At 65.5% G+C, this 20,933-nt stretch carries 15 protein-coding genes; 10 read left to right on the top strand and 5 right to left on the bottom strand.

The window, feature by feature from the left end; all coding sequences use genetic code 11:
* Both G5C50_RS01125 and G5C50_RS01120 read left to right on the top strand, forming a co-directional pair.
* The gene (locus G5C50_RS01125) at positions 1-783 is read left to right on the top strand and encodes an amidohydrolase family protein (RefSeq protein WP_240906903.1); all 783 of its coding nucleotides are present in this window, start codon (positions 1-3) and stop codon (positions 781-783) included.
* Positions 780-1,553, top strand: a complete 774-nt coding sequence (locus tag G5C50_RS01120) for an amidohydrolase family protein (RefSeq protein ID WP_165063792.1) — start codon at positions 780-782, stop codon at positions 1,551-1,553. The genes G5C50_RS01125 and G5C50_RS01120 overlap by 4 nt, the downstream gene beginning before the upstream one ends.
* 24 nt (positions 1,554-1,577) lie before the next feature.
* On the opposite strand, the gene G5C50_RS01115 is transcribed toward G5C50_RS01120, so the two are convergent.
* Positions 1,578-3,818, bottom strand: coding sequence for a prolyl oligopeptidase family serine peptidase (locus G5C50_RS01115; RefSeq protein ID WP_165063790.1), 2,241 nt, complete (start codon positions 3,816-3,818; stop codon positions 1,578-1,580).
* 20 nt (positions 3,819-3,838) lie between these two features.
* Between G5C50_RS01115 and G5C50_RS01110 the strand changes: the two genes are divergently transcribed.
* Entirely contained in the window at positions 3,839-6,025 is a 2,187-nt protein-coding gene (locus tag G5C50_RS01110) for a beta-galactosidase trimerization domain-containing protein (RefSeq protein ID WP_165063788.1), read from the top strand.
* Positions 6,026-6,330: 305 nt separating this feature from the next.
* On the top strand, positions 6,331-7,332 hold the full coding sequence (locus G5C50_RS01105; RefSeq protein WP_165063786.1) for a hypothetical protein: 1,002 nt from the start codon (positions 6,331-6,333) through the stop codon (positions 7,330-7,332).
* A 76-nt stretch (positions 7,333-7,408) separates the two neighbouring features.
* Here G5C50_RS01105 and G5C50_RS01100 read toward each other — a convergent pair whose 3' ends face one another.
* Positions 7,409-9,268: a heparinase II/III domain-containing protein gene (locus G5C50_RS01100; RefSeq protein WP_165063784.1), complete on the bottom strand. Its 1,860-nt coding sequence runs from the start codon at positions 9,266-9,268 to the stop codon at positions 7,409-7,411.
* A 75-nt stretch (positions 9,269-9,343) separates the two neighbouring features.
* A complete protein-coding gene (gene gluQRS, locus G5C50_RS01095; RefSeq protein ID WP_165063782.1) occupies positions 9,344-10,318 on the bottom strand; it encodes a tRNA glutamyl-Q(34) synthetase GluQRS in 975 nt (324 codons plus the stop codon).
* 158 nt (positions 10,319-10,476) lie between these two features.
* Between gluQRS and prfB the strand changes: the two genes are divergently transcribed.
* Together prfB and G5C50_RS01085 are read left to right on the top strand one after the other, a co-directional pair.
* Positions 10,477-11,596 (top strand): peptide chain release factor 2 gene (gene prfB / locus G5C50_RS01090; protein WP_165063780.1). Its coding sequence is split into 2 segments (ribosomal slippage): positions 10,477-10,545 and positions 10,547-11,596, totalling 1,119 coding nucleotides; the frame shifts between segments, so codons are not numbered across the junction.
* A gap of 17 nt (positions 11,597-11,613) precedes the next feature.
* Positions 11,614-12,231 carry a hypothetical protein gene (locus tag G5C50_RS01085; RefSeq protein WP_165063778.1) on the top strand — a complete coding sequence of 206 codons (618 nt, stop codon included), beginning with the start codon at positions 11,614-11,616 and terminating at the stop codon, positions 12,229-12,231.
* Here the strand turns inward: G5C50_RS01085 and G5C50_RS01080 are convergent.
* Complete coding sequence (locus G5C50_RS01080) at positions 12,189-14,141, bottom strand: DUF6798 domain-containing protein (protein ID WP_165063776.1); 1,953 nt, start codon at positions 14,139-14,141, stop codon at positions 12,189-12,191. The two genes, G5C50_RS01085 and G5C50_RS01080, sit on opposite strands and share 43 nt — an antisense overlap.
* 203 nt (positions 14,142-14,344) lie before the next feature.
* Between G5C50_RS01080 and G5C50_RS01075 the strand changes: the two genes are divergently transcribed.
* Complete coding sequence (locus G5C50_RS01075) at positions 14,345-14,614, top strand: hypothetical protein (RefSeq protein WP_165063774.1); 270 nt, start codon at positions 14,345-14,347, stop codon at positions 14,612-14,614.
* 11 nt (positions 14,615-14,625) lie between these two features.
* Here G5C50_RS01075 and G5C50_RS01070 read toward each other — a convergent pair whose 3' ends face one another.
* Positions 14,626-15,342 carry an FkbM family methyltransferase gene (locus G5C50_RS01070; RefSeq protein ID WP_240906924.1) on the bottom strand — a complete coding sequence of 239 codons (717 nt, stop codon included), beginning with the start codon at positions 15,340-15,342 and terminating at the stop codon, positions 14,626-14,628.
* 327 nt (positions 15,343-15,669) lie between these two features.
* Between G5C50_RS01070 and G5C50_RS01065 the strand changes: the two genes are divergently transcribed.
* From G5C50_RS01065 to G5C50_RS01055, 3 genes are all read left to right on the top strand, one after another.
* Positions 15,670-17,241: an oleate hydratase gene (locus tag G5C50_RS01065; protein ID WP_165063770.1), complete on the top strand. Its 1,572-nt coding sequence runs from the start codon at positions 15,670-15,672 to the stop codon at positions 17,239-17,241.
* 106 nt (positions 17,242-17,347) lie between these two features.
* A complete protein-coding gene (locus G5C50_RS01060) occupies positions 17,348-19,054 on the top strand; it encodes a M28 family metallopeptidase (protein WP_165063768.1) in 1,707 nt (568 codons plus the stop codon).
* The gene (locus tag G5C50_RS01055) at positions 19,054-20,922 is read left to right on the top strand and encodes an ArnT family glycosyltransferase (protein WP_165063766.1); all 1,869 of its coding nucleotides are present in this window, start codon (positions 19,054-19,056) and stop codon (positions 20,920-20,922) included. The genes G5C50_RS01060 and G5C50_RS01055 overlap by 1 nt, the downstream gene beginning before the upstream one ends.
* Positions 20,923-20,933: the final 11 nt, after the last annotated feature.

Here is a 20,933-nt window from a genome sequence, read left to right as displayed (position 1 = left end):
TTGATCTGGGACCTTCACACGCACCTCGCCGGCACGGGCGAGAAGACGCCCGAGGAGTCGATGGCCCGGCTGATCGTGGCCGCCGATCGGATGGGGATCGACCGCCTGGTCGTCTTCATGGGCGATCCCTGGTCGTACGACCCCTCGCCGGCCGACCTGACGCGACAGAACGACCAGGTGCTCCGGGCCCTCGACCACTGGCATCACCGCGCTTTCGGATTCGTCTACGTGAGCCCGAAGCACGTGGAGGCCAGCCTCCGCGAGATCGACCGTTGCGTCCGCGACGGGCCGATGGTCGGCCTGAAATTGTGGGTCGCCGAGCGCTGCGATTCTGCGGCGGCCGACGAGTTGGTCCGTCGCGCTCAGGCGCTCAAGGCGGTGATCTTCCAGCACACCTGGGTCAAGGCTCAGGGAAACCTTCCCGGCGAGTCGACGCCGATGGACCTGGCCGCCCTGGCGGCGAGGCACCCCGACGCGACCATCATCTGCGGCCACACCGGGGGCCAATGGGAGATCGGCGTCCGCGCCGTTCGTCCCTACCCGAACGTGGCCGTCGACCTCGGCGGCGGCGACCCGACGGCCGGGATGGTCGAGACGGCCGTCCGCGAACTGGGCGCTGAGCGGGTTCTCTACGGCAGCGACGCCCCCGGGAGGAGCTTCGCGTCTCAGCTTGGTAAGGTCATGGGCGCCGACGTGACCGAGGCCGACCGCAAGCTCATCCTCGGCGAGAACCTGCGCCGGCTGCTGCTGCCGATCCTCCGGGCCAAGGGCATCGAGAAATGATCGACGTCAACGTCTCGCTCTCCCAGTGGCCTTTTCGACGCCTCCCCTGCGATCAGCCTGAGGCCCTCGTCGCCCGGCTGCGGAGCCTCAGAGTGACCGAGGCCTGGGCCGGCAATTTCGACGCGATGCTCCATCGCGACTTCGCCGCCGTCAACGCACGCACGGCCGAGATTTGCCGGGCTCACGGCGACGGGCTCCTCCGTCCGATCGGCGCGATCGACCCGACGCTCCCCGATTGGCGTGAGGATCTTCGGCGCTGCCAGGAAGTCCACAGGATGCCCGGCGTCCGGCTGCATCCCAACTACCACGGCTATGGGCTTGATAACCCGGCCTTCGCCGAATTGCTCGACGAGGCCGGCCATCGGGGCCTGATCGTCCAGATTGCCATGAAAATGGACGACGATCGGCACTTGCACCCGTTGCTCAAGAACCTCCCGACGACCGACGCCGCCCCCCTGATCCCGCTGCTGGCTCGTCCCAGCCGACCCAGGATCGTCCTGCTGAACGGCCTCAAGAACCTGACCGGTCAACCGCTTCGCAAACTGCTGGAGGCAGGGGACGTCTGGGTCGACATCGCGATGCTCGAAGGCATGGAAGGCCTCAAGCGCCTCGTCGCCCAGATCGGGCCCGACCGGCTCCTGTACGGCTCGCACGCCCCGTTTTTCTACCCCGAGGCGTCCGAGCTAAAGTTCAGGGAGTCCGCGTTGCCGCCTGAGCACGCCAGGTCGATCCGGCAGGACAACGCACGCCGCGTCCTGCCGGCTCCCTGATCCGCGCCTGGACCAACGATCGGCTCACTTCCAGGACTCATCGAAGAATCCTTCAACGATGCGCTCCTCGCCAGAGCCGACGCGATAGACGCTGTAGTCCGCTGCGTGCGGGTAGAGCAGGGCGTTCGTTCCCTTGTACTCCTTCTCGCCGAAGCTCGTCCCGGAGTTGACCACCACGTAGCGAAGCGGGTTCCTCGGGTTGACCTGGATCAGGGCTGGGGCGTGGCCGGCGGCGGGATACGTCTTGCCTCGGAGCTTCAACTCTGTCGGCGTCCAGGACAGGCCAAGGTCGGGCGCCAGTTTCTTGATCCAGGAGTTCGAGCCTGGGTCTCCGAACAGAATGAGGTTGTTGTTCTTGACGTCTTCCTCGGTCAGGGCGACGTCGTCCTTGATCGTGAGAGTCCCGCGCATCCAGCGTTCCCACTCATCGGCGAAGGTCTTCAAGCGGGCGTCGGCCCAGGTCTGGACGCGGGGATCGGCGGGCTTGCCGGTTCCTCGGACGCACAGGAAGGACGTCGTGAAGGCGTCGTCGATCGGCCCCTGAACGCCGGGCGCTTTTTCGCGGGCCGAGTTCGCAAGAACCACCTTCGCCTCGGCCTGGTCGAGCGCTTTCCAGCCTCCTGGCGCTTTGCGGAACAGAGCCTGGTCCGAGACTCCCGCCAACGAGAAATCGCGGCCGTCGAGGCTGAGCCGATCGGCGACCTTACGATCCACGGCCAGCGCGGCGACGTTCGCGGTCCGGACGGTCGCGACGCCGTCCTTCAGATCGGCGTCGAGGGTGGCGGGGGCGTAGTGCTCGCCGAGGCGGTGGATCGTCAGCCAGTCGACGCGGGGGAATTTCAGTGTGTAGGTGATGAACCGGATTCGATTCGCCGGTTTGACAGCCCCGCGCGGGATGCGGTCGTCGTGGAACGCCTTCAGGAGCCGGGCGCTCTCCTTGTCGACGGCGTGGCCCATCCCCTTGCCGACGATCCGGCGAAAATCGGGCCCTTCCGCGACGGTGACCAGGCCCTCGGTCTTCATTGGCACGCCCTGGCTCTGCAGGGCTTCCAGGATGTTCAGCGACCCCTGCGCCTGGGGGTCGTTCTCACCGCCGTAGCCGGCGATTGGAACGTCGAAGGCGTTCCGGGCGTAGTCGACGGGGTCATAGATCCGCAACAGCTTGCGAGTCGTCTCCGAGGGATCGACGAGCTTGGCGTAACGGATCGTCTCCGTGAATCCGGCGCCAGCCTCGGCCGACGACCAACGGCTGGGGTGGTGGAGCGCCAGGTGCCAGGCCCCGGCCCCTCCCATCGAGAAGCCCCTCAGCACGATCTTGTCCTCGTCGATCGAGTAATTGCGGCGGACGGCGTCCATGGCTTCAAAGACGTCCGATTCGCCGGCCCAGCGGTAGGCGTTGTTGCCTCGACCGTAGACGTGCAGAATGATCCCTTCCTGATCGTTCGGGGCGGCTTTGCCGTCCTGGGAGTCGAAGAAGCGGACCTCGCTGATCGTCGCGTTGCGGCCGTGGAGCACGACGTCAAGCCGTGACTTTCCGGTCGGCCTCTTCGCCGGCACGACGACCGCGTAGGGCTGAATCGACCCGTCCACCTTCGAGCGGTAGCCTCGGACGGTCGTGCCCGACGCCTGGGTCCAGGGCTTGCGGCCCTCGGCCAGATCCTTCGCCCGGGCCAACCCCTTGTCGAGCACCTTCAACGTGCGCGCGACGTCGCGAGCCTCGAAGAACTCGTTGAACTTGAGCGTCCAGACAGCGGCCTTGCGGGCGATCTCGACGTCCGCGAGCGCGTCCTCATCCTTCGCGACTGCAGCCGCCTCGATCGCGCGGGTCAGGTCGCCGATCTTCGCCTCGATCTCCGCGCGTTCGGCCTGGGTGGGGCGGTAAGGCTGCTGTTCCTTCTTGGCGGCCTGCCAGGCGGAGGCGGGTGCGGCAAGGGCTGCCAGCACGGTGAACAGAACGACGCGGCACGACCATACGGCCATTTCAAGGCTCCTGAATGTCGCGGGCTTTCGGAGATCGACGGATTCCTCTTCGGGATCATAAACCGCCGAGGACGCCGCCGCGACGGCCCGCCCCATCGATCCCGGAAGCTGCTCGGCCTCCGGATCGTGGACCTCACGAGCGCTGTGGGCCTGGAGATTCCTTCGACCCCTCCCCGGAACGCCTTCCGCATAACCCGCCAGGATTGCGGGGCCGGCGAGATGCTCCTTGAATGCGACCCAAGGCGGGGAGAGAATCCGGGCCGGCGTCGAAGCCGTTCGACTCATCCTCTCCCCGAGTCCTCGCCATGACGAGCTTGCTTCCCGCGGTCGCCCTTCTCGTGACCTTGGCGCTCCAGCCCCCGCCGGAGGCCCGAGACTCGTACGAGAGCTACATCCGGTCGGCTCCCGAATTCCGCCCTGTGCGGCAGGACCAGGAACTCTCCCTCGGACGTTGGAACAGTTGGGTCTACATGCCCTGGAGGTATCGCTGGAGCATCGGGACGGGTGACGAGGGAGGACGCTTCTGCCGCGACTTCGGCATTCGCGGCGGGTTCACCGATCACGGCGACGGCCCCCTCGACTGGCTGGAGCGTTGGGGGCTTCGGTTCTACAACGACCACACTGCGGGGAAGGGGGATCTCTACCTCAACCCGCCCTCTCGGAACGTACTCCAATCGATCCAGCGCGACGGCCGCGCCGTGCGTCAAGGCGCGGACGGTCCCCGCCCGATCGACGACGCTCTCCGAGCCAGGCTCCGCGAACGCATCCGCGAGAGCGTCGCCCGGGTCGGCAAGAGCCCGATGCGGCTTGCTTACGCTCTCGACGACGAGATCTCCTGGGGGACGTTCATCGTCCCACTCCCATGGCGATTGAACGAGGACGACGCCGATTACCAGCAATGGTTGGACGCCTATTACGAGGTTGAGGCACCGCGAGCCGCCTTCGTGACGCCCGACGACACTCGCAAGCAGCTCGACCGTCCCCTTGGCCGGATGGACTTTTCCCCCTTGCTGGACCGCCTTTCGTACAACGACTCGGTCTGGGCGAATCTGATCGGCGAAATGGTGGAGTTTTCGAACAGTCTCGACCCGACGACCCCCTGCGGCTTCGTCGGCGGCCAGGCCCCGAACGCCTGGGGCGGGTACGACTATGCGAAGTTAGCCAGAAAGGTGCAGTTCATCGAGGCCTACGACATCGGCTCGGCCTTCGAGGTCGTTCGCTCACTAAGCCCGTCGAAGTCGCTGCCGATGGTGACGACGCACTTCCACGACGACAAACGAGGCGTCGCCAACGACGTCTGGCAGGCCTGGTACTACTTCGCGCACGGGTCCCGGGGGATGATCGGCTGGGTAGACGGCTGGTTCGACGGCGTCACGCCTCGCCCCTGGCTCGACGGCTTCCGCGCGACCTTGAAGGAGATCTCCGACGTCCAGGGGCCGAAGCTCGCTGGCGCGAAACGCTTGCACGACGGGGTCGCGATCTACTACTCGCATCCCTCGATCCAGGTCTCCTGGTGCCTCGACGCCGAACCTCACGGCGCCACCTGGGTGAACCGCAACAACGATCACCGGCTGGGAACCTCCCACAACGTCCGCAAGGCGTGGGAGTATCTGCTGGCCGACTCCGGCCTGCAGTACGACTTCCTGGCCTACGACCGCGTCATCCGCGAAGGCGTTCCCGACGAGTATCGGACGTTGATCCTGCCGGCCTGCTACGCCCTCTCCGACGCCGAGGCGCGTCGGATCGCCGAATTCTGCGAACGCGGCGGCCTCGTCGTGGCCGATTTCGCCTGCGGGCTCTTCGACCAGCACGGCAAGGGGAGAACTCGGGGAGCGCTTGACGACCTCTTCGGCGTTCGACATGACGGCGATTTGTCGAAGGCCGATTTCTTCAGCGGCAAGCTCTGGGTTGAGACCGACCAGGACGCCGGCTTCAGCTACGACCGCTACAGCAAGCTCTTCGCCACGAACTCCTGCCGGCTCGAAGACGGATTCGCCGTGGCGGAGACGCGACTCGGTGAAACGCACCACGTTCGCAAGGTCGGCCGCGGCGCAGCGGTGTATCTGAATCTGTCCCCGCAGCGATACCTCCAGTATCGCCAGGAGGGGACCGCGACCGACGCCCACCGGCGGAAGTTCGTCTCGGAGATTCTCCCCGAAGGCGGACCGCCGCGCGTGGTGGTCACCTCTCAGGGCAAACGCCCCCGGGACTGCGAGACCGTGGTCTGGTCGAAGGAGGGCCGCACTTTCGTCTTCATTCTGCAAAACGCCCCCGTCACATCGACTTCCCAGGGAGGTGGAGGAGTCGACGGTCTGCGGCTTGAGCCAATCGACGTGCAGGTCGACCTCCGCGCTCCCGCGCGCGACGTGATCGACGAACGATCCGGGGCTCGTCTCGGAGACGTCTCCAGCTTTCGTCTGAAATTCCCCGGCGTCGAGCCGGCCCTCATCAGCTTCGTTCCTGTCGAGGCGTCCTCCCCAAAGCAGAAGTGACTGAATCCGAACGCCCGCCCGACGGCCGGACCGCCCTCGTGACATCCTGCGCGACCAAATAACGGGACGTTGCGTTAAATCGTCGACAAGCGCGCCCCAGTATACTTTTCGCAGCGCTTTAGGAGTCGGCCGCATCGACGTCGGGCCATATCAACGCTCCAAAGAAGCATCTTTTCGACATCAGTCCCTCGCCAACCGTTCCCGGCTAGATTTCGTCCTCGTGAGACTCGACCTCGGGCATGCCTCTGCCGTCGAGCCGGGAACCTCTCGTTCATCGCAACGCGAATTGTGAGGGGAGGAATGGGATGTCGAAGACTGACATGTCGGGGGGCCTCGAAACCTGCCTGGTGGTCTCTCACTACAACGCCTGGCCCACTGACCAGCTCCTGGCGCTGCTGGACCAGACCAAAGAGATACCCGCCGGCGTTCCGTTTCGGACGCGCGTCGTTGTAAATCAAGCGGTCGATAAACGGTTGGAGTTGCCGCCTCGGCACAGCGACGTCGAGGTCTTCCATCGTCCCAACACCGGCTACAACATCGGCGCCTGGGAATACGGCTGGCGCCAGGGAGAGCCGTTCTCGTTCTACCTCTTCCTTCAGGAGGAGTGCATCATCCTGAAGGACGACTGGATGAAGGCTTACCTCGACGCGGCGTCCGAGACGGGCGTGGGCCTTGTCGGGGAATCGATGACCCCTCCGATCAGCTGGAAGGCAGGACGATTGGAGACCATGCCGATCTGTCGATTTCTGCTTGGACGCCCCGTCGACAGCGGAGCCACGCGAAAAACGCGCTTCTTCCAACTGGCGCAGAGCCTTGGCGTCGACCCAGGGGAGGATGGCGCGCACCTGCAGTCGCTGATCCTCGGAACGAGGCGCGAGGTGCTGACGAAAATCGATGGCTTCCTGGACTGGCCGGTCGAGTATTTCGACGCCGTGTGTGCGGAGGTCATGATCTCCAAGGCCGTCGAGACGGCGGGATGGAAGGTGCGGCAACTCGGTTGGATGCCGTTCTCCGTCGTCTCGCACCCGCAATGGAAGCAGCATCCGCTGATGGCGCTGGTGGGAAAGGTGGCCTGGCGCATCCCCGTGGACATCCGATTCGCGAGCTACCTCGTGGTTTGCGCGCTTCGGGCGAGAACCCTGCGTGCGGGGACGAAGCTCCTCGATCTGTGGAGCGCACGGACCACCTCCGTTTCGCCGAGGTTGGTCGACAGTCGAGGGGATGCGGGGCGTTCCGGGCCGACTCCCCCCAGGATCGCGGGCGTGAAGGAAAGCCCGGTGCAGAACGAAATCGCGTTGGGGAGTTGACCCGCCAGCGAGAGACCGGCGGGGTCAACGTTCGGCCGCAGGGCCGTCTCCTCGACACGAATCTCGGGTCCGTCCATTACTTGCGGGACGCATCCGCCCACGACTTCAACGGCTCCACGCTAGGCTGGCCCACGCCGTTGTGGGGGAGTTCAGCGACGACGACGATCCGCGTCTTCGTCACGTCCTTGAACGTGAGGCAGACGTTATGGACGTTGGGCTGTTGTTTCTGAGGCTTCGGCGGATCGCAGGGCTCGACGGCGAACGTCGCGCCGGCGGGTTCGACGACCCGAAGAGTCAGTTTGCGATCCCCCTTCGAGAGGGTTGCCTGGCCCCCCTCGGTCTGGATCTTCGACGCGTCCGTGTGGAAGTTCCACTTGAGTTTGACGGGGCGGGCGGCCTCGATCTCGTCCTGGATCAGCACGCCTTCCGACCCCAGCCTTGCAACGCCGCGCCAGGCTTTCGATACGGTCGGCGCGTATGCGGCTGTGAGATCGGCCACGGCGTGGCCACGTTCAGGCGTGGAGAGGAACCTAACCAGAGGCGCCTCCGCTTTGGGGTCCTGGTTCGCGTCGTCGATCAACAACGTGTTGTGCGACTCAGTGCGCAGCCGGTAGTAGTCCCAGCGGTTTTTGCCGAAGTAGCCCGGAAGGTTGTAATCGTCCGAGCCAAGGTCGACGGCCCAGCGCTCGCCCTGAGCGTCGAGGACGAAGCTCCCCAGGTCCAGATGGCTGTGGCCCGCCTTGTTGTCGCCTCCTTTGAACCCCACGTAGAGAGCGTTCGGATCTCCCCAGGCGCTTCGGAAACAGGCGACGTTGATCCGTCGGAAGGCGGCGTCCAGCGCCTCTCCGCTGAAGGTCGAACCGGGGGACGCTCTCAAACCCCAGATCAGGTGGAAGACGCCGCGTCGAGCGGGAGCCGTCAGCGCGAGTTCGTGGGCGGCGTAGGACGGGCGGTTGAATCGGCCCGAGAGCCACAGCATCTCGGCGGCCGGCCCTGATCGATCCCCGGCGTCGGCGAAGTTGAACGTCCGGCCGATCGGTCCAATCGTGTGCATCCGAAACTCACCCGCTTCCGCGAACCCCGGCGAATCTCCCAGGCCGAAGTCCGTCCCGAGCGCCGTCTGGAGCGCGTCGAGGTAGTAGGTGTTGTAAGCCGTCGCGTAGCTCCAGTATCCCGGCCCTTCCTCCCAGCCGCCGTCAGGGGCGTAAGACTTCATCGCGATCGGGATCGACTTGCGGGCGGCGTCCACCACCTGGCGGGCCGCTTCCGGGACTTCGTCGGCGATCGCGAGCGCCCCAACGGTCAGCCCGCCGTTGCAGACCTGGTTCCAGTTGTTCGGCGACTTGGACCACCAACCCTTCGATTCGTAGATCTTGAGCCCGGGCTTCAGCCCCTTCTCGACGATCGCCTCGCGCACCACTCGGCGATCGTCGGGCGTCATCACCGAGTAGAGCCAGTCGTAGCCCAGGCCGAGGGCGTTGCTCATCTCGGCCGTATCGAGGAAGTGCGAGGGATTCCAGTCGGGGAATCCAGCCGCCGTTTTCATCTCCAGGATCGCCCGATCGGCGTACTTGCGATCGCCGTCGATCCGGTGAAGAGCCGCGAGCACCGTCACCCGACGCAGCACCAGCCGACTCTGGTCCAGCAGTCGAGGACCGATCAGTCGGTGGACCGCCGGAGGCTCACCCAGCATCTTGTCGGCCTGTTTCTTGAGCTCCTTGTGCAGCTCGCGCGTGACAGGCTCCTTTTCGACGGACTCGCGGAGCTTGGCGACGTCGGCGTCGAGCAAGATCAATCGGGGGTGTCCCGGGCGAAGAGTCTTCAGAACATCTTCCGCATGCGATGTTCCGACGAAGGCGACCGCGACGAGGCAGGCTGGAACCCAACGCCGGCTCAGTCGCGTCAAGAACTCCATCGACGGTTGAAGCATTCTCATGGCGCCGTCCTCTCCTGGCTCGACCCGATCGCGGGGGGATTTATCCTGTGTGATACCCCGTCCCGAACGACGATGCTACAACCCATCGCTCCACGCGGCAGGTGAGGCGACCCACGCGGACGTCGGGATCTCGGCCAGGTCGAACTCGGAGATGAGATCACCAGGGGAGGAGCGGGTCGATGAGGGCGCTCCCAGCGAGGCTGCCAGGGAACCGACGAGCCGGCGAGGGTCGACGCCGGCATCGCGAAGTGCGGAAAGCTTGATCGAGCCGTCGCGCTTGGCCAGCCGACGGCCGTCGGGGCCGACAACCAGCGGAACATGCCCGAATCTCGGAGGCGTCCAGCCAAACGCTCGATACAGGAGAAGTTGCCGAGGGGTGCTTGGCACGAGATCGTCGCCGCGGATCACCTGGTCGATCCCCATGAAGGCGTCGTCGACCACGACCGCTAACTGATAGGCGGGGCCCTGTCCGTTGCGGCCCACGATGAAGTCGCCGCCGATGCGCGCCGGGTCGATTTCGCGTGTCCCCAGAAAGAGGTCGTCCCAGGCTACCGGCCCGGCGGGGACGCGGAACCGCCAGGCGAAGGGGCGATCGCCGAGTCCAGCCGCGTCGGCCGCGGAACGGTTCGCGCAGGTGCCCGGATAGGTCGGGCCCTCGTCCTCGGCGTGGGGAGCGGACGCCGCGCGTTCGATATCGGCCCGAGTGCAGGTGCAGGGATAGACCAACTCCGCCGCCTTGAGTTGGTTCAGGCTCTCTTCGTAAATCGTACGACGCTGGGACTGGATGTACGGTCCGAAAGGGCCGTCGACGTCCGGGCCTTCGTCCCAGTCGAGCCCCAGCCAGCGGAGATCGACGAGGACCGAATCGGCGGCCTCGGGGCGGGCGCGGGAGGCGTCGAGGTCCTCGATTCGCAGGACGACCGGACCGCCGGCCTGGCGGGAAGCCAGCCAGGCGATGAGGAACGACCGGGCGTGGCCGACGTGCAACCCTCCGGTCGGCGACGGCGCCAGCCGGCCCGCTCCGGGGCGTCGCTCTTGTCGCAGCGTCATGATCGGGCTTCTCCGTTCCCTCCCTCGGACGAACCGGCGTCGGCGTCGACTGGTCTGGTTGCGTCGAGGGCGTTCGGTTCTAATGGAGCCGAGTTTAGCGGGTCGTAACGCGGGTCGGCCAGGCGGTCGCCCGCTCTTTCGCCAAGGAGAGTTTCGCCGTGGACGCCGAGTTGAAGCGATCGGCCAAGAATGTGATCGACCGCATCCTCCATCTCCGAGACTCTCTTTGACTTGGGCGAAAAGCAATCCCGCCGCGACGCCCTCCAGAATGAGATGGAAGGGGCGTCCTTCTGGAACGACCAGGACAAGGCCAAGGCGACCATCGCCGAGTTGAAGACGCTCAACGGCGTTCTCAAGCCGTTCGAGGAACTCATCAAGCAGGCCGACGACCTGACGGCCTCGCTTGAACTGGCCGACGAACTGGAGACGGACGAGTTCGACGTCGACGTCCAGGCCGCCGCCGAGAAGGCCGACAAGGACTTCGCGGCGTTCGAGCTGCAGTCGATGCTGAGCGGTCCCAACGACCATTGCAACGCCTTCGTCACGATCCACGCCGGAGCCGGCGGCACCGAGGCCTGCGACTGGGCTGAGATGCTCATGCGCATGTACCTGATGTGGGCCGAAGGCCGCGGTTTCAAGGCCGCCGTCACCGCTCGCGAAGAAGGCGGCGCGGCGGGCATCGCCGAGGCCACCCTGCATATCACGGGGCCGTACGCCTACGGAAACCTGCGCGGCGAGACCGGCGTGCATCGGCTCGTGCGCATCAGCCCGTACGACGCCGCGGCCCGGCGTCAGACCTCGTTCGCCTCCGTCGACGTGATCCCCGAGGTCGACGAGACGATTGACATCGTCCTCAAGGACGACGAGCTGAAGCGTGACGTGTTCCGCGCCGGCGGGCCTGGCGGCCAGCACCAGAACAAGACCGAGTCGGCCGTGCGCTACACGCACCTCCCGACGGGCGTCGCCGCCGAGTCCCGCAGCGAACGCTCGCAGCACAAGAACGACGCCCTCGCCCTGGCTTCTCTGAAAGCCAAGCTCATCCGCATGGAAGAAGAGAAGCGCGAGGCCGAGTACGCCAAGAAGTACGACGAGAAGGGCGACGTCAGCTTCGGCAACCAGATTCGGTCCTACGTCCTCCAGCCCTACCAGCTGGTCAAAGATGCCAGGACCAGCTACGAAGTCGGCAATCCGCGAGCCGTCCTCGACGGCGGGCTCGACGGCTTCATCGAGTCGTACCTTCGCATGAAGCTTGCCAAGGGCGCCGATTCGGCCAAGTAGTCAGGACGCTCTCGGCCATGTCCAGTCCCGCCTGGGACCTGCAACAATCCGACGACCTGGTGACGATCCGGACGCTTGCCGTCCGGTTCGTCCTCAGGCTCGTCGGCGACCGTTGGGTCCATGAAATCGCCCCGACCGACGGTACCGCCTGGCTCGCCTCGATCGAGTCAGGAACCGAAGACGACCCCGAGCGGGTCGTCAGCCCGGTCTACCAGGAAATCCACCATCACGACTTCGACGACGACGAGAGCCGGGTCCGCCTTCTACTGACCGGCCTTCACCATCGCCACCACTTTTCGGCCGTCGTGACCGTCTCGGTCGAAGCCCAGGGCGCGACGACCATCGAGTTCGACGTCGCCGATCGCTGCCGCGATACGGTCTCCAGCCTCGCGGCGACCTATGAGGTCAGCCTGGGAGTCGGGGATCTCGACGGAGCCTCGGATCAACAGGCCCGCTGGACGTCTCCCTCTGGTGAATTGGCCCTGTCGGTGCTCGATGGCTCGCGTCTGCTCCTGGCCGACAAGGGGCCGCGCGCCACCCAGGCGCAGGTTCTCGCGGCTCTGAGCGCGGAAGGCTTTACGCATCGTCTGCGTTATGGCTGGACGTGGGCCAGCGCTTCGGGCCGAACGCGGTAGACGGCGTACTCACCCTGCTCATGGAGTCGTTCCAGAGTGCTCCCCGTCCCCTGATCGGGCCGATCCGCGCGGGCGACGACGAACTCCGCCCCTTGACGGGCGGCCAGGGACGCAAGCTGGTCGTCGGTCATCGCATCGTATCGCGACTCCAGGCGGTGGCGACCGTCGAGATAGGCCTGCACGAGCGCCTCGGGCGGTCCGTCGAAATCAACGTGCTGCCGAAACCGTTCATACCAGTCGCGTAAGCCTCTGGCGTGGTAGGGGCTCCCTGCGCGGCTGAAGGCCCAGGAACGGTGGGACCAGAGGCGGAACCCCTTCGGTCCTGGCGGCCCAACGAAGCGCCCCGACTCCGGAGTGTGCTCACGGCACCATACCGCCAGCCGCTCGACGTCGTTGATGGGCCGCGGAGCGAACCGACACCGCGCCAGCAGCTCGCGAACCGCCTTCGACTCCGCGAGCGAAGACCCCTCGGGAAGCGTCCCTACAGCGATCGCCGCAAGAGGCAGAGTCCAGGCGGCTGCGTACGCTAGACGGAGGCGGCGAGACGTCCAGGCGATCGGAACGCGGGACGTCAGGCTGGCGACGAGTCCGACGCCGACGGCCGCCGCCAGAGTGCGATGCCCCCCCTCGGTATCGTGTCGGGCGAGGAAAAGCCCCGCCCAGAGCAGCAGGCCGACGAACGCCGTCGTGCGAATCCGCTCGCCCGCATGATCGGCCAGGGTCATGACAACCTCGATCGCGGCGGTCACAGCGAAGAGCCAGTCGCTCATGCAGCCGGCCAGAATGCTCGCAGCCCGCATGCGGTCGATCAATCCGCCGCGACCCCAAAGCGCGACGACGTGACCGCTGGCCAGGACGAGACAGACGCCGCGACCCAAAGTGGCGATCCGAAACGGCTGGAAGACCGTTGCTCCAAGGTGTTCAACCACCTCGACCAGGAACCATGAAGCGCCAAGCCAGACGAGAACCGCCAGCAGCAGCAACGACAGTCGCCACCGCGGGGCCTGGCAAGCGGCCGGCGGTTCTTTCGCCTCTCGCCTGCTACCGGCCAGCGCCAGAGAAGCCAGGACCAGGTACGCCCCCGCCGCCAACCACTGCGGCTCTCGCCAGAGGTGAGGCAGCATGTGCTGAGGGCTCTGCAACTCGGCCGTCAGAAGTCGGTAAGTCTCGGGCGCAAGCCCCTCGCTCAGGTCGCCGAAAGGGGCGAGGTTGTCGACCAACCCCGGCGCTATGGCCAGAGCCATCGTCGCAATTGCACGGATCGTCAGGGGCCATCGCACGCCCGTTTCCTGGGGCAACAAGGCCCAGGCGAACCAGGCCCCCGAGAACACGAGTGCAAGCTGCAACCCAAGCGATGGATGGACCCATGCCGCACCGCTCAGCGCCAGGGCCGAAACCCACCACCCCCGCCGAGGGTCCTCAATGATCGCCGCCGTCGCGATCCAACCCAGAGCCAGGGCCATCAGGCGATCCAGCAGCATCGCCTCGAACAGGTGGTTCGTCCCGATATTGCCCGCCTTGGCCGCCAGGAAGAAGAAAACGGCGACCCAGCCTGCGTTCCGCCCCGGCCAGAAGACCTCGGCCAGCCGGTGGACTCCGCGAACCGTCAGCGCGAACGTCAGGGCGAAGAAGACGGCCAGGGTCGTCGGCAGGCCGACGATCCGAGCGAACGCCCCCAGAAGTTGGATCGAACCTCGATGCGGGTTGAACTCGTCGAAGGCTCTGACGAACGGGTCGTCGGCGAAGACTCGCGGATCTAAACTGTTCAGCAGCAAGGGCAAACGATGAGCCTGGTCGCCGTCGAGGCTATGGTAGCCCTTGAAGGTCAGGTAGAAGCCCAGGATGAGGAGAACGTATCGCCAGGACGCCCATCGTGGACGGCCGTCGCCGGCCTCGGGTCCCTCTTCCATGAGTCCCGCCCTCTCCCTGTGATGACCCAAACAGTCGGTTTGCGCGGTCGTCCGCGAGTGTAATCCCAGGTCGCGGACGGTCAACGCCAGTCCGAGTCCGGCCGCCCCGGGCCCTTCACTCAGAATTCGTGGCACGCGACAGGCTCAGACGTCCATAACTGGGCAGACAGAGCCTCCAATCAGAAGCGAACAGGAGTCCGACGATGGGAACGATGCTCGCCTACGTCCTGCTGATCGCCGCCATCCTCCCCCTCAGCGCCCTGCTGGCGCCGCCAGAAAATGACGAGTATCGGACCTACCGAGCCGGGGCGGTGGTGGTCCTGGCCCTCGGCGTGCTCTTCTTCGCCCTGGGATCGGTTCACCCCGTCGACGCCCCCGGCGCATGGGCCTTCCGCATTTTCTACGGCTCGCTCTGCCTGGCGACGGCCGTCGTCGCAAATCTGTTGACGTTCCTCGAGCAGTCCAACGCGTAGCGATCGACGGTTCAAACGTGGCAGGAAGCCGATCCGTCCATCCGGACCACGACGTTGGCCAGCTTCGGGAGGGGATTCAAAGCGGTCGCGAATTCAGCCGGCGAGACCCAACGGTCGAGGAGCCATTGGCCGTGGTCCTCACTCACCGCGTTGACGCTCTCGATTTTCCCCACGGATTCGAGTCGAGCCAGGATGCGGATCACGGCATCGAACTCTCGGCCGTGCATCTCGAAATAGATGATCGGAACGGGTCGAGCGAGGCCGGCGAAGACTTGCTCCTCAAAGCCCTCCACATCCACCTTCAGCAGCCGGGGGACGCCGTGCTGGGCGAACAGCTGCTCGAGCGTGATCATCTCCACCTCGACGACGTTGTCGTCCGTGTCGTTCCAATCGTCGCGGATCGAGGCCGTGGATGCGGTCTGATGGAAATGCAGTCGCGCCGTCCCCGACGTCGATCCGACCGCCTTGTTCACGACCAGGACCTCCGGGTCGCGACCGAACGAATAGGCGAGCGTGGGGAGGCAGAGTGCATTGGCTTCCAGCGCCACGACTCGCGCCCCGGACGCCCGGAAGGCTTCAATCGACTGGCCAAGATTCGCTCCAATGTCGAAGCACAGGTCGCCGGGCTTCAAGAATTGAGCGAAGAAAAGTCTTCGAAGCTTCCGATCCCGTCGATGATCGGATGAAATCGCTCGATAGATCCCTCGAGCGACCGGATAGAGCCCCATGCGATGCATCAGCTCTTTGATCCGGTGGTTCACATTCCCTCCCCCCGCGACGCGTGCGATCGGAGCGTAAATAGTGTTCACAACTTGATTCTCGATGGGCGAGCGTCAACGGCCGCGGCCTAGCCCCAATGGCGGGCCGCGAAAACGTCCACTGGCACCGTCACTATAATCATCAAACCACGACGAGAAAGCGGCTGTTGTCGCCAGTTTCTTCACGTGTTGATTCAAAACAACACACCACGGATTGCCAGATGAAGCGACCGACTCCGCCGGCTCGTCCAAACCGCTTAGAAATTCTGCTTATTCAGAATTGAGCGAGGAATTGCCATGATGCGTGAGAGCTCCACGGCTCACCTGGTCGGCGGCGGAATCGCATCGCTCTCGGCTGCGGTCTATCTGATCCGCGAGGGCTTCGCCGGCCGGGACGTTCACGTCTACGAGGAGCTTGACGTCCTTGGCGGCAGTCTCGACGGCGGCGGCGATCGAGATCGAGGTTACGTCCTTCGCGGCGGGCGGATGTTCAACTTCTCGTACGTCTGCACCTACGACCTGCTGTCTCACATCCCCTCGATCGACGACCCATCGAAGACCGTCCGGGACGACTTCATCGAGTTCAACGAGCGTGTGAAGACTCACGCCAACGCTCGGTTGGTCGCTGGCGGCAAGGTGCTCGACGTGTCGTCGATGGGCTTCCGCATGAAGGATCGGCTCGACCTGATCAAGGTCGTTCTCGCCAGCGAGGCCGACCTTGGGAGACAACGGATCAGCGACTGCTTTGAGCCGGAGTTCTTCCAGGAGGAGTTCTGGTTGATGTGGGCGACGATGTTCGGCTTCCAGCCGTGGCATTCGGCCGTCGAATTCCGCCGTTACCTCTACCGGTTCGTCCACGAATTCCCGAGGATCAACACCCTGGCAGGCGTTGACCGCTCGCCTTACAACCAGTACGACTCCGTCGTCTTGCCGATCGCGGCCTGGTTAAAGTCGCAGGGCGTTCAGTTCCACCCCCAGACCCAGGTCACGAATCTCGGGTTCCGCGAAGCGGAGGGCGGGACGATCGTCGAGCGGATCCACCTCGTCGAGTCCGGAGCGACTCGCGAGATCCCGGTTTCCGAGCACGACCTCGTCATCGTGACGAACGGTTCGATGACCGCGGCGTCCACCCTGGGCTCGCAGCACGCCGTTCCCGAACTTGACCGTCGCAAGCCCGTCGACTGGACCTTGTGGGAGAATCTCGCCCGCGGTCGAGACGACTTCGGCAATCCTTCCGTGTTCGACGACCACGTCGATGAATCGTTCTGGGAGTCGTTCACCGTCACTTGCCGCGACCCGCTGATGTTCCGCCTGCTGGAGGACTTCACCGGCAACGCGCCGGGGACCGGTGCGCTCGTGACGATCAAGGATTCGTCCTGGCTGATGTCGATCGTCGTGGCCTATCAACCGCATTTCCGCAACCAGCCGGAGGACGTCCAGGTCTTCTGGGGATACGGCCTCTTCACGGACAAACCGGGCGATCACGTCTCCAGGACGATGTCCGACTCCACGGGGGCCGACATCTTGACCGAACTTTGCACCCATCTGGGCATCGCCGACCATCTGCCGAGGATCCTGGAGACCTGCACCTGCATTCCCTGCAAGATGCCGTACATCACCAGCCAGTTCCTCGTGCGCGAGGCGGGCGACCGTCCCCGGGTCGTTCCCGAGGGTTCGGTCAACCTGGCGTTCATCGGACAGTTCTGCGAGTTGCCCGAGGATACGGTGTTCACGGTCGAATACTCCGTTCGAGCGGCGATGACGGCCGTGTACGGCCTCCTCGGCCTGGAGAAGGAGCCCCCTGCGCTCTACCACGGCTGGCTCGATCCTCGGGTGCTAGCGCGTGCTCTCGAAACGCTGTTCACCTGACGGGCGGCTCCTCGCCTCCCGGCCGTTCGCTTCGTATCATGGTCCTTTTCAACGCGGCGACGACGGCGCCTGCGAGTGGACGATGGTCGGGCGAGGAGCGATGGCGATGAGATTCCACGTCGGAGGAGCCCTCGCGGGGGCGGTCGCGCTGGGGTGCCTGATCGGGGTCGGGGCTCCGGCCGACGATCGACTGAAACCGGCGTTGGAGGCGATCGACGCGGACGGCATCCTGGGGCACATCCGGACGCTCTCCTCCGACGAATTCGAGGGCCGCGGGCCGGGGACGCCAGGCGAGGAGAAGACCGCCGCGTATCTCGTCGATCGGTTCAAGGCGATGGGGCTGAAGCCCGGCAACCCGAACGGGAGCTACGAGCAACCCGTGCCGCTCGTCGGCTTTCAGGCGACCGAGGTTCGCGGGGCTTTTCACGTCGACGCGCCCGACGGCGAGATCGCCCTGGAATTCCCCAAGAACCTCGTCGCCGTCTCGCGGCGGCTCGCTCCCGAGGTCTCGGTGAAGAACTCGGAGGCCGTTTTCGTCGGCTACGGAGTCGTCGCCCCTGAGTACGGCTGGGACGACTTCAAGGGAGTGGACGTCCGCGGCAAAACGCTCATCATGCTGGTGAACGATCCGGCGATCCCCGATCCGGCCGACCCCAAGGTCCTCGACCCCTCGATGTTCAAGGGGAGGGCCATGACCTATTACGGCCGCTGGACCTACAAGTACGAGATCGCCGCCGAAAAAGGCGCCGCCGCCGCCATCCTGATCCACGAAGAAGGCCCCGCCGGCTATCCGTTCGCCGTCGTCCAGGGAAGTTGGAGCCGCGAGAACTTCGGCATCGACGAGCCGCCCCAGGAGGGGACGCCCGTGCGACCGGCCGTCGAGGGCTGGATCGATCTTTCCACCGCCGAGAAGCTCATGAAGGCCTGCGGCCAGGATCTCGCGACGCTCAAGAAGGCCGCCCTTGATCGATCGTTCCAACCGGTTCCGCTCCACGCCAAGTCCGAGTTCTCGATCAAGACAACCCTGCGGAAGGTCCAATCGCGGAATCTTATCGCCAAGCTCGAAGGCTCCGACCCAACGCAGAAGGACGAGTACGTCGTCTACACCGCCCACTGGGACCACCTCGGCCGCGACGCCAAGGCCGAGGGGGACGGCATCTACAACGGGGCGATCGACAACGCATCCGGCACGGCGACCGTGCTGGTGATCGCCGAAGGCCTGACGAAGCTCTCGCCCCCTCCGAAGCGATCCAGCCTCTTCCTGTTCGTCACAGCCGAGGAGAAGGGTTTGCTGGGTTCGAAGTACTACGCCAGCCACCCGCTCTATCCGCTGGAGAAGACGCTGGCCAACATCAACATCGACGGCATCAACGCCTGGGGCCGCACCCGCGATTTCATCAGCATCGGCATGGGGCAGTCGAACCTGGACGACCTGCTCGTGGAGGTGGCCGGCCAGTACGGACGGGTGATCAAGCCCGACGCCGAGCCGGAGAAGGGGGCCTACTACCGCTCCGACCACTTCGAGTTCGCCAAGAAGGGCGTGCCGGCGCTCGACCCCGAGGGCGGGCGCGACTACATCGGCAAGGACGCTGACTACGGCCAGCGCAAGCAGGACGAGTACACCAAGAACGACTACCACAAGCCCAGCGACCAGGTGAAACCCGATTGGGATCTATCCGGCGCGGTCGAGGATGCGAGGCTCATCCTGGAGGTCGGAGTGCGGGTGGCCGACGGCGATCGTTGGCCTGAGTGGAAGGCCGACAGCGAGTTCCGCGCCCGTCGCGAGGCCATGTTGAAGGCGGCCCGGCCCTGATGGACGGTTCATCCTCGCGAAGGGTCGCGGCGGGCGTCGGCCTGATCGCCCTGGTTGTCGTCGCTGGCTGGGCGGACTGGTCGTTCGGCTGGCTCGATTACGCCTTCGACTTCATCGCCCACCAGTTTTACGAAGTCCCGATGCTCGCCCGGATCCGGAGGCCGTCGCAGCTTGTCCTGCTCCGCTGGCACCTGACGATCGGGCTGCTGACGGGGGCGGTCGGCTTGATCGTCTCGCCGAGGCTCGGCCGCGAGGCCAGGCTGGCGCTGGCGATCTTCTGGCTAGGCTACGCGATCCGCGCCGCGGCCTGGATCTGCGGCGGCAACGTGCCGTTGGTTCCCGGCGACAGCAGCCACTACCTGGAGGTCGCCCGGTCGGTCTATCGGGGCGAGGGGCCGGTCAAGCATTACGTCGAAAGCTTCTTCAACGATTATCCCCGCATCCGCTCGAACGAGGGGGTCCTCGACGACTGGGCCACGCCGCTCGACGCCTACGTTCGGGCGGCCGTTTACCGGCTGGTCGGCGTCGTCCCCGGCGAGTCGTTCGACGCGACCGTGGCGGTGGGCAAAGCCACGAGCTTCGTCATCAACCTGCTCGCCTTCCCGGCCCTTTACGGCCTGGCGCGGCGGCGGTTCGGGCCAAGGATCGCGCTGGCGTCGATCGGCGTGCTGGCGATTTTGCCGGTTCATGCGATCTACGCCGGGTTCGTCCTGCGCGAGAGCCTCGTCGCCCTCACGGCGATCCTGGCCGTCTGGACGATCACCGAGGTCTGGAACAGCGCCCGGGCAAAATCGGCGTTAGGGTGGACCCTCGTCGCGGGGCTTTGCGGCGGGCTGGCGATCCTGGCGCGGAATACCGGTTTGGCGTTGGCGGCGGCCTCGGGATTGAATGCGCTCGTGAATCTGAGGCGGCGGCCGCTGCTGATCGCACTCTGGGTCGGGATCACCCTGCTGGTGATCGCCCCCTGGGGATGGGCGACGTACAAGGAGTACGGCCGGCCGTTCTACTCGTACACGAACCTGTTTGAATACAACTTCTCGTGGACCGTCCACCACTACGAGCAGGGGAATACCCGGCCCGAGCAGTTCTACACAGCGGCGAACGCTCCCGAGATCGTCCGCGTGAAGATCAAGTCGCTGATCATCATCGCCGTCTACTCGACGATGATCGTCGGCCTGCCGCTCGCCGCGGGCTACTTGTCACGGTTGCGGAACGGGCGGAACGAACCGGGACGCGACGTGGACTGGCTCTCGGCGACGATCTTCCTCGTGTTCGTCGCGGCGACCGTGAAGAGCATCGCCGACGTGACCCAGGTGGCGCAGCTTGGCCGATACTATCTGCCGGTCTACCTGGTCATGATCCCCACGGCCGCGGCCGGAGTGCTCGCGTGGCTCGATCGGCTGAACGTCGACCGCCGCGCCTTCGGCTGGCTGGCGGCGACATACGTCGCGCTCCTCTGGGCGGACCCGACCTGGGCCTACGATGCCTCGTGGTTCCAGAAGCCCTTCCAACTCCACTGGACGGCCCTCCGCGAAACGGCCGACTGGATCAAGGAGCACCCCGACGCCGTCCCGCCCGACGCTCGGATCATGACGTGGTTCCCCTGGGAAATGCGCGTGGCCGCGGACCGTCCTACGGTCCTCATGCCCCGGAACTACAGTGCGGCGCGGATCGAGGAAGTCGCCCGCCAGTATGGCGTGACCCACATCCTGTGGGGCTCGTTCGAGCCTCCCGAACATGTCGACCCGGAATCCTGGGGACCGTATCTGGAAGGCGTGCGAACGTCGGTGGGGCTGACGCAGAACAAGGAGTTGTTCCGGTCGTCTCCCCGGCAGCTCTACCCCGTCCGCCTCTACCGGCTCCGCTAAGGGACGTCGCA

Origin of the sequence: Paludisphaera rhizosphaerae (assembly GCF_011065895.1) — a bacterium.
In the GTDB taxonomy this organism is placed as follows: Bacteria; Planctomycetota; Planctomycetia; order Isosphaerales; family Isosphaeraceae; genus Paludisphaera; species Paludisphaera rhizosphaerae.
This window is presented reverse-complemented; position numbering and strand designations above follow the sequence as displayed.

Excerpts from the sequence above, each read along its gene's own strand:
- G5C50_RS01120 (WP_165063792.1), top strand. The coding sequence starts at position 780 with ATGATCGACGTCAACGTCTCGCTCTCCCAGTGGCCTTTTCGACGCCTC.
- G5C50_RS01055 (WP_165063766.1), top strand. The coding sequence starts at position 19,054 with ATGGACGGTTCATCCTCGCGAAGGGTCGCGGCGGGCGTCGGCCTGATC.
- gluQRS (WP_165063782.1), bottom strand. The coding sequence starts at position 10,318 with ATGACGCTGCGACAAGAGCGACGCCCCGGAGCGGGCCGGCTGGCGCCG.
- G5C50_RS01075 (WP_165063774.1), top strand. The coding sequence starts at position 14,345 with ATGGGAACGATGCTCGCCTACGTCCTGCTGATCGCCGCCATCCTCCCC.
- G5C50_RS01110 (WP_165063788.1), top strand. The coding sequence starts at position 3,839 with ATGACGAGCTTGCTTCCCGCGGTCGCCCTTCTCGTGACCTTGGCGCTC.
- G5C50_RS01105 (WP_165063786.1), top strand. The coding sequence starts at position 6,331 with ATGTCGAAGACTGACATGTCGGGGGGCCTCGAAACCTGCCTGGTGGTC.
- G5C50_RS01060 (WP_165063768.1), top strand. The coding sequence starts at position 17,348 with ATGAGATTCCACGTCGGAGGAGCCCTCGCGGGGGCGGTCGCGCTGGGG.
- G5C50_RS01070 (WP_240906924.1), bottom strand. The coding sequence starts at position 15,342 with ATGGGGCTCTATCCGGTCGCTCGAGGGATCTATCGAGCGATTTCATCC.
- G5C50_RS01080 (WP_165063776.1), bottom strand. The coding sequence starts at position 14,141 with ATGGAAGAGGGACCCGAGGCCGGCGACGGCCGTCCACGATGGGCGTCC.
- G5C50_RS01115 (WP_165063790.1), bottom strand. The coding sequence starts at position 3,818 with ATGAGTCGAACGGCTTCGACGCCGGCCCGGATTCTCTCCCCGCCTTGG.
- G5C50_RS01065 (WP_165063770.1), top strand. The coding sequence starts at position 15,670 with ATGATGCGTGAGAGCTCCACGGCTCACCTGGTCGGCGGCGGAATCGCA.
- G5C50_RS01085 (WP_165063778.1), top strand. The coding sequence starts at position 11,614 with ATGTCCAGTCCCGCCTGGGACCTGCAACAATCCGACGACCTGGTGACG.
- G5C50_RS01100 (WP_165063784.1), bottom strand. The coding sequence starts at position 9,268 with ATGAGAATGCTTCAACCGTCGATGGAGTTCTTGACGCGACTGAGCCGG.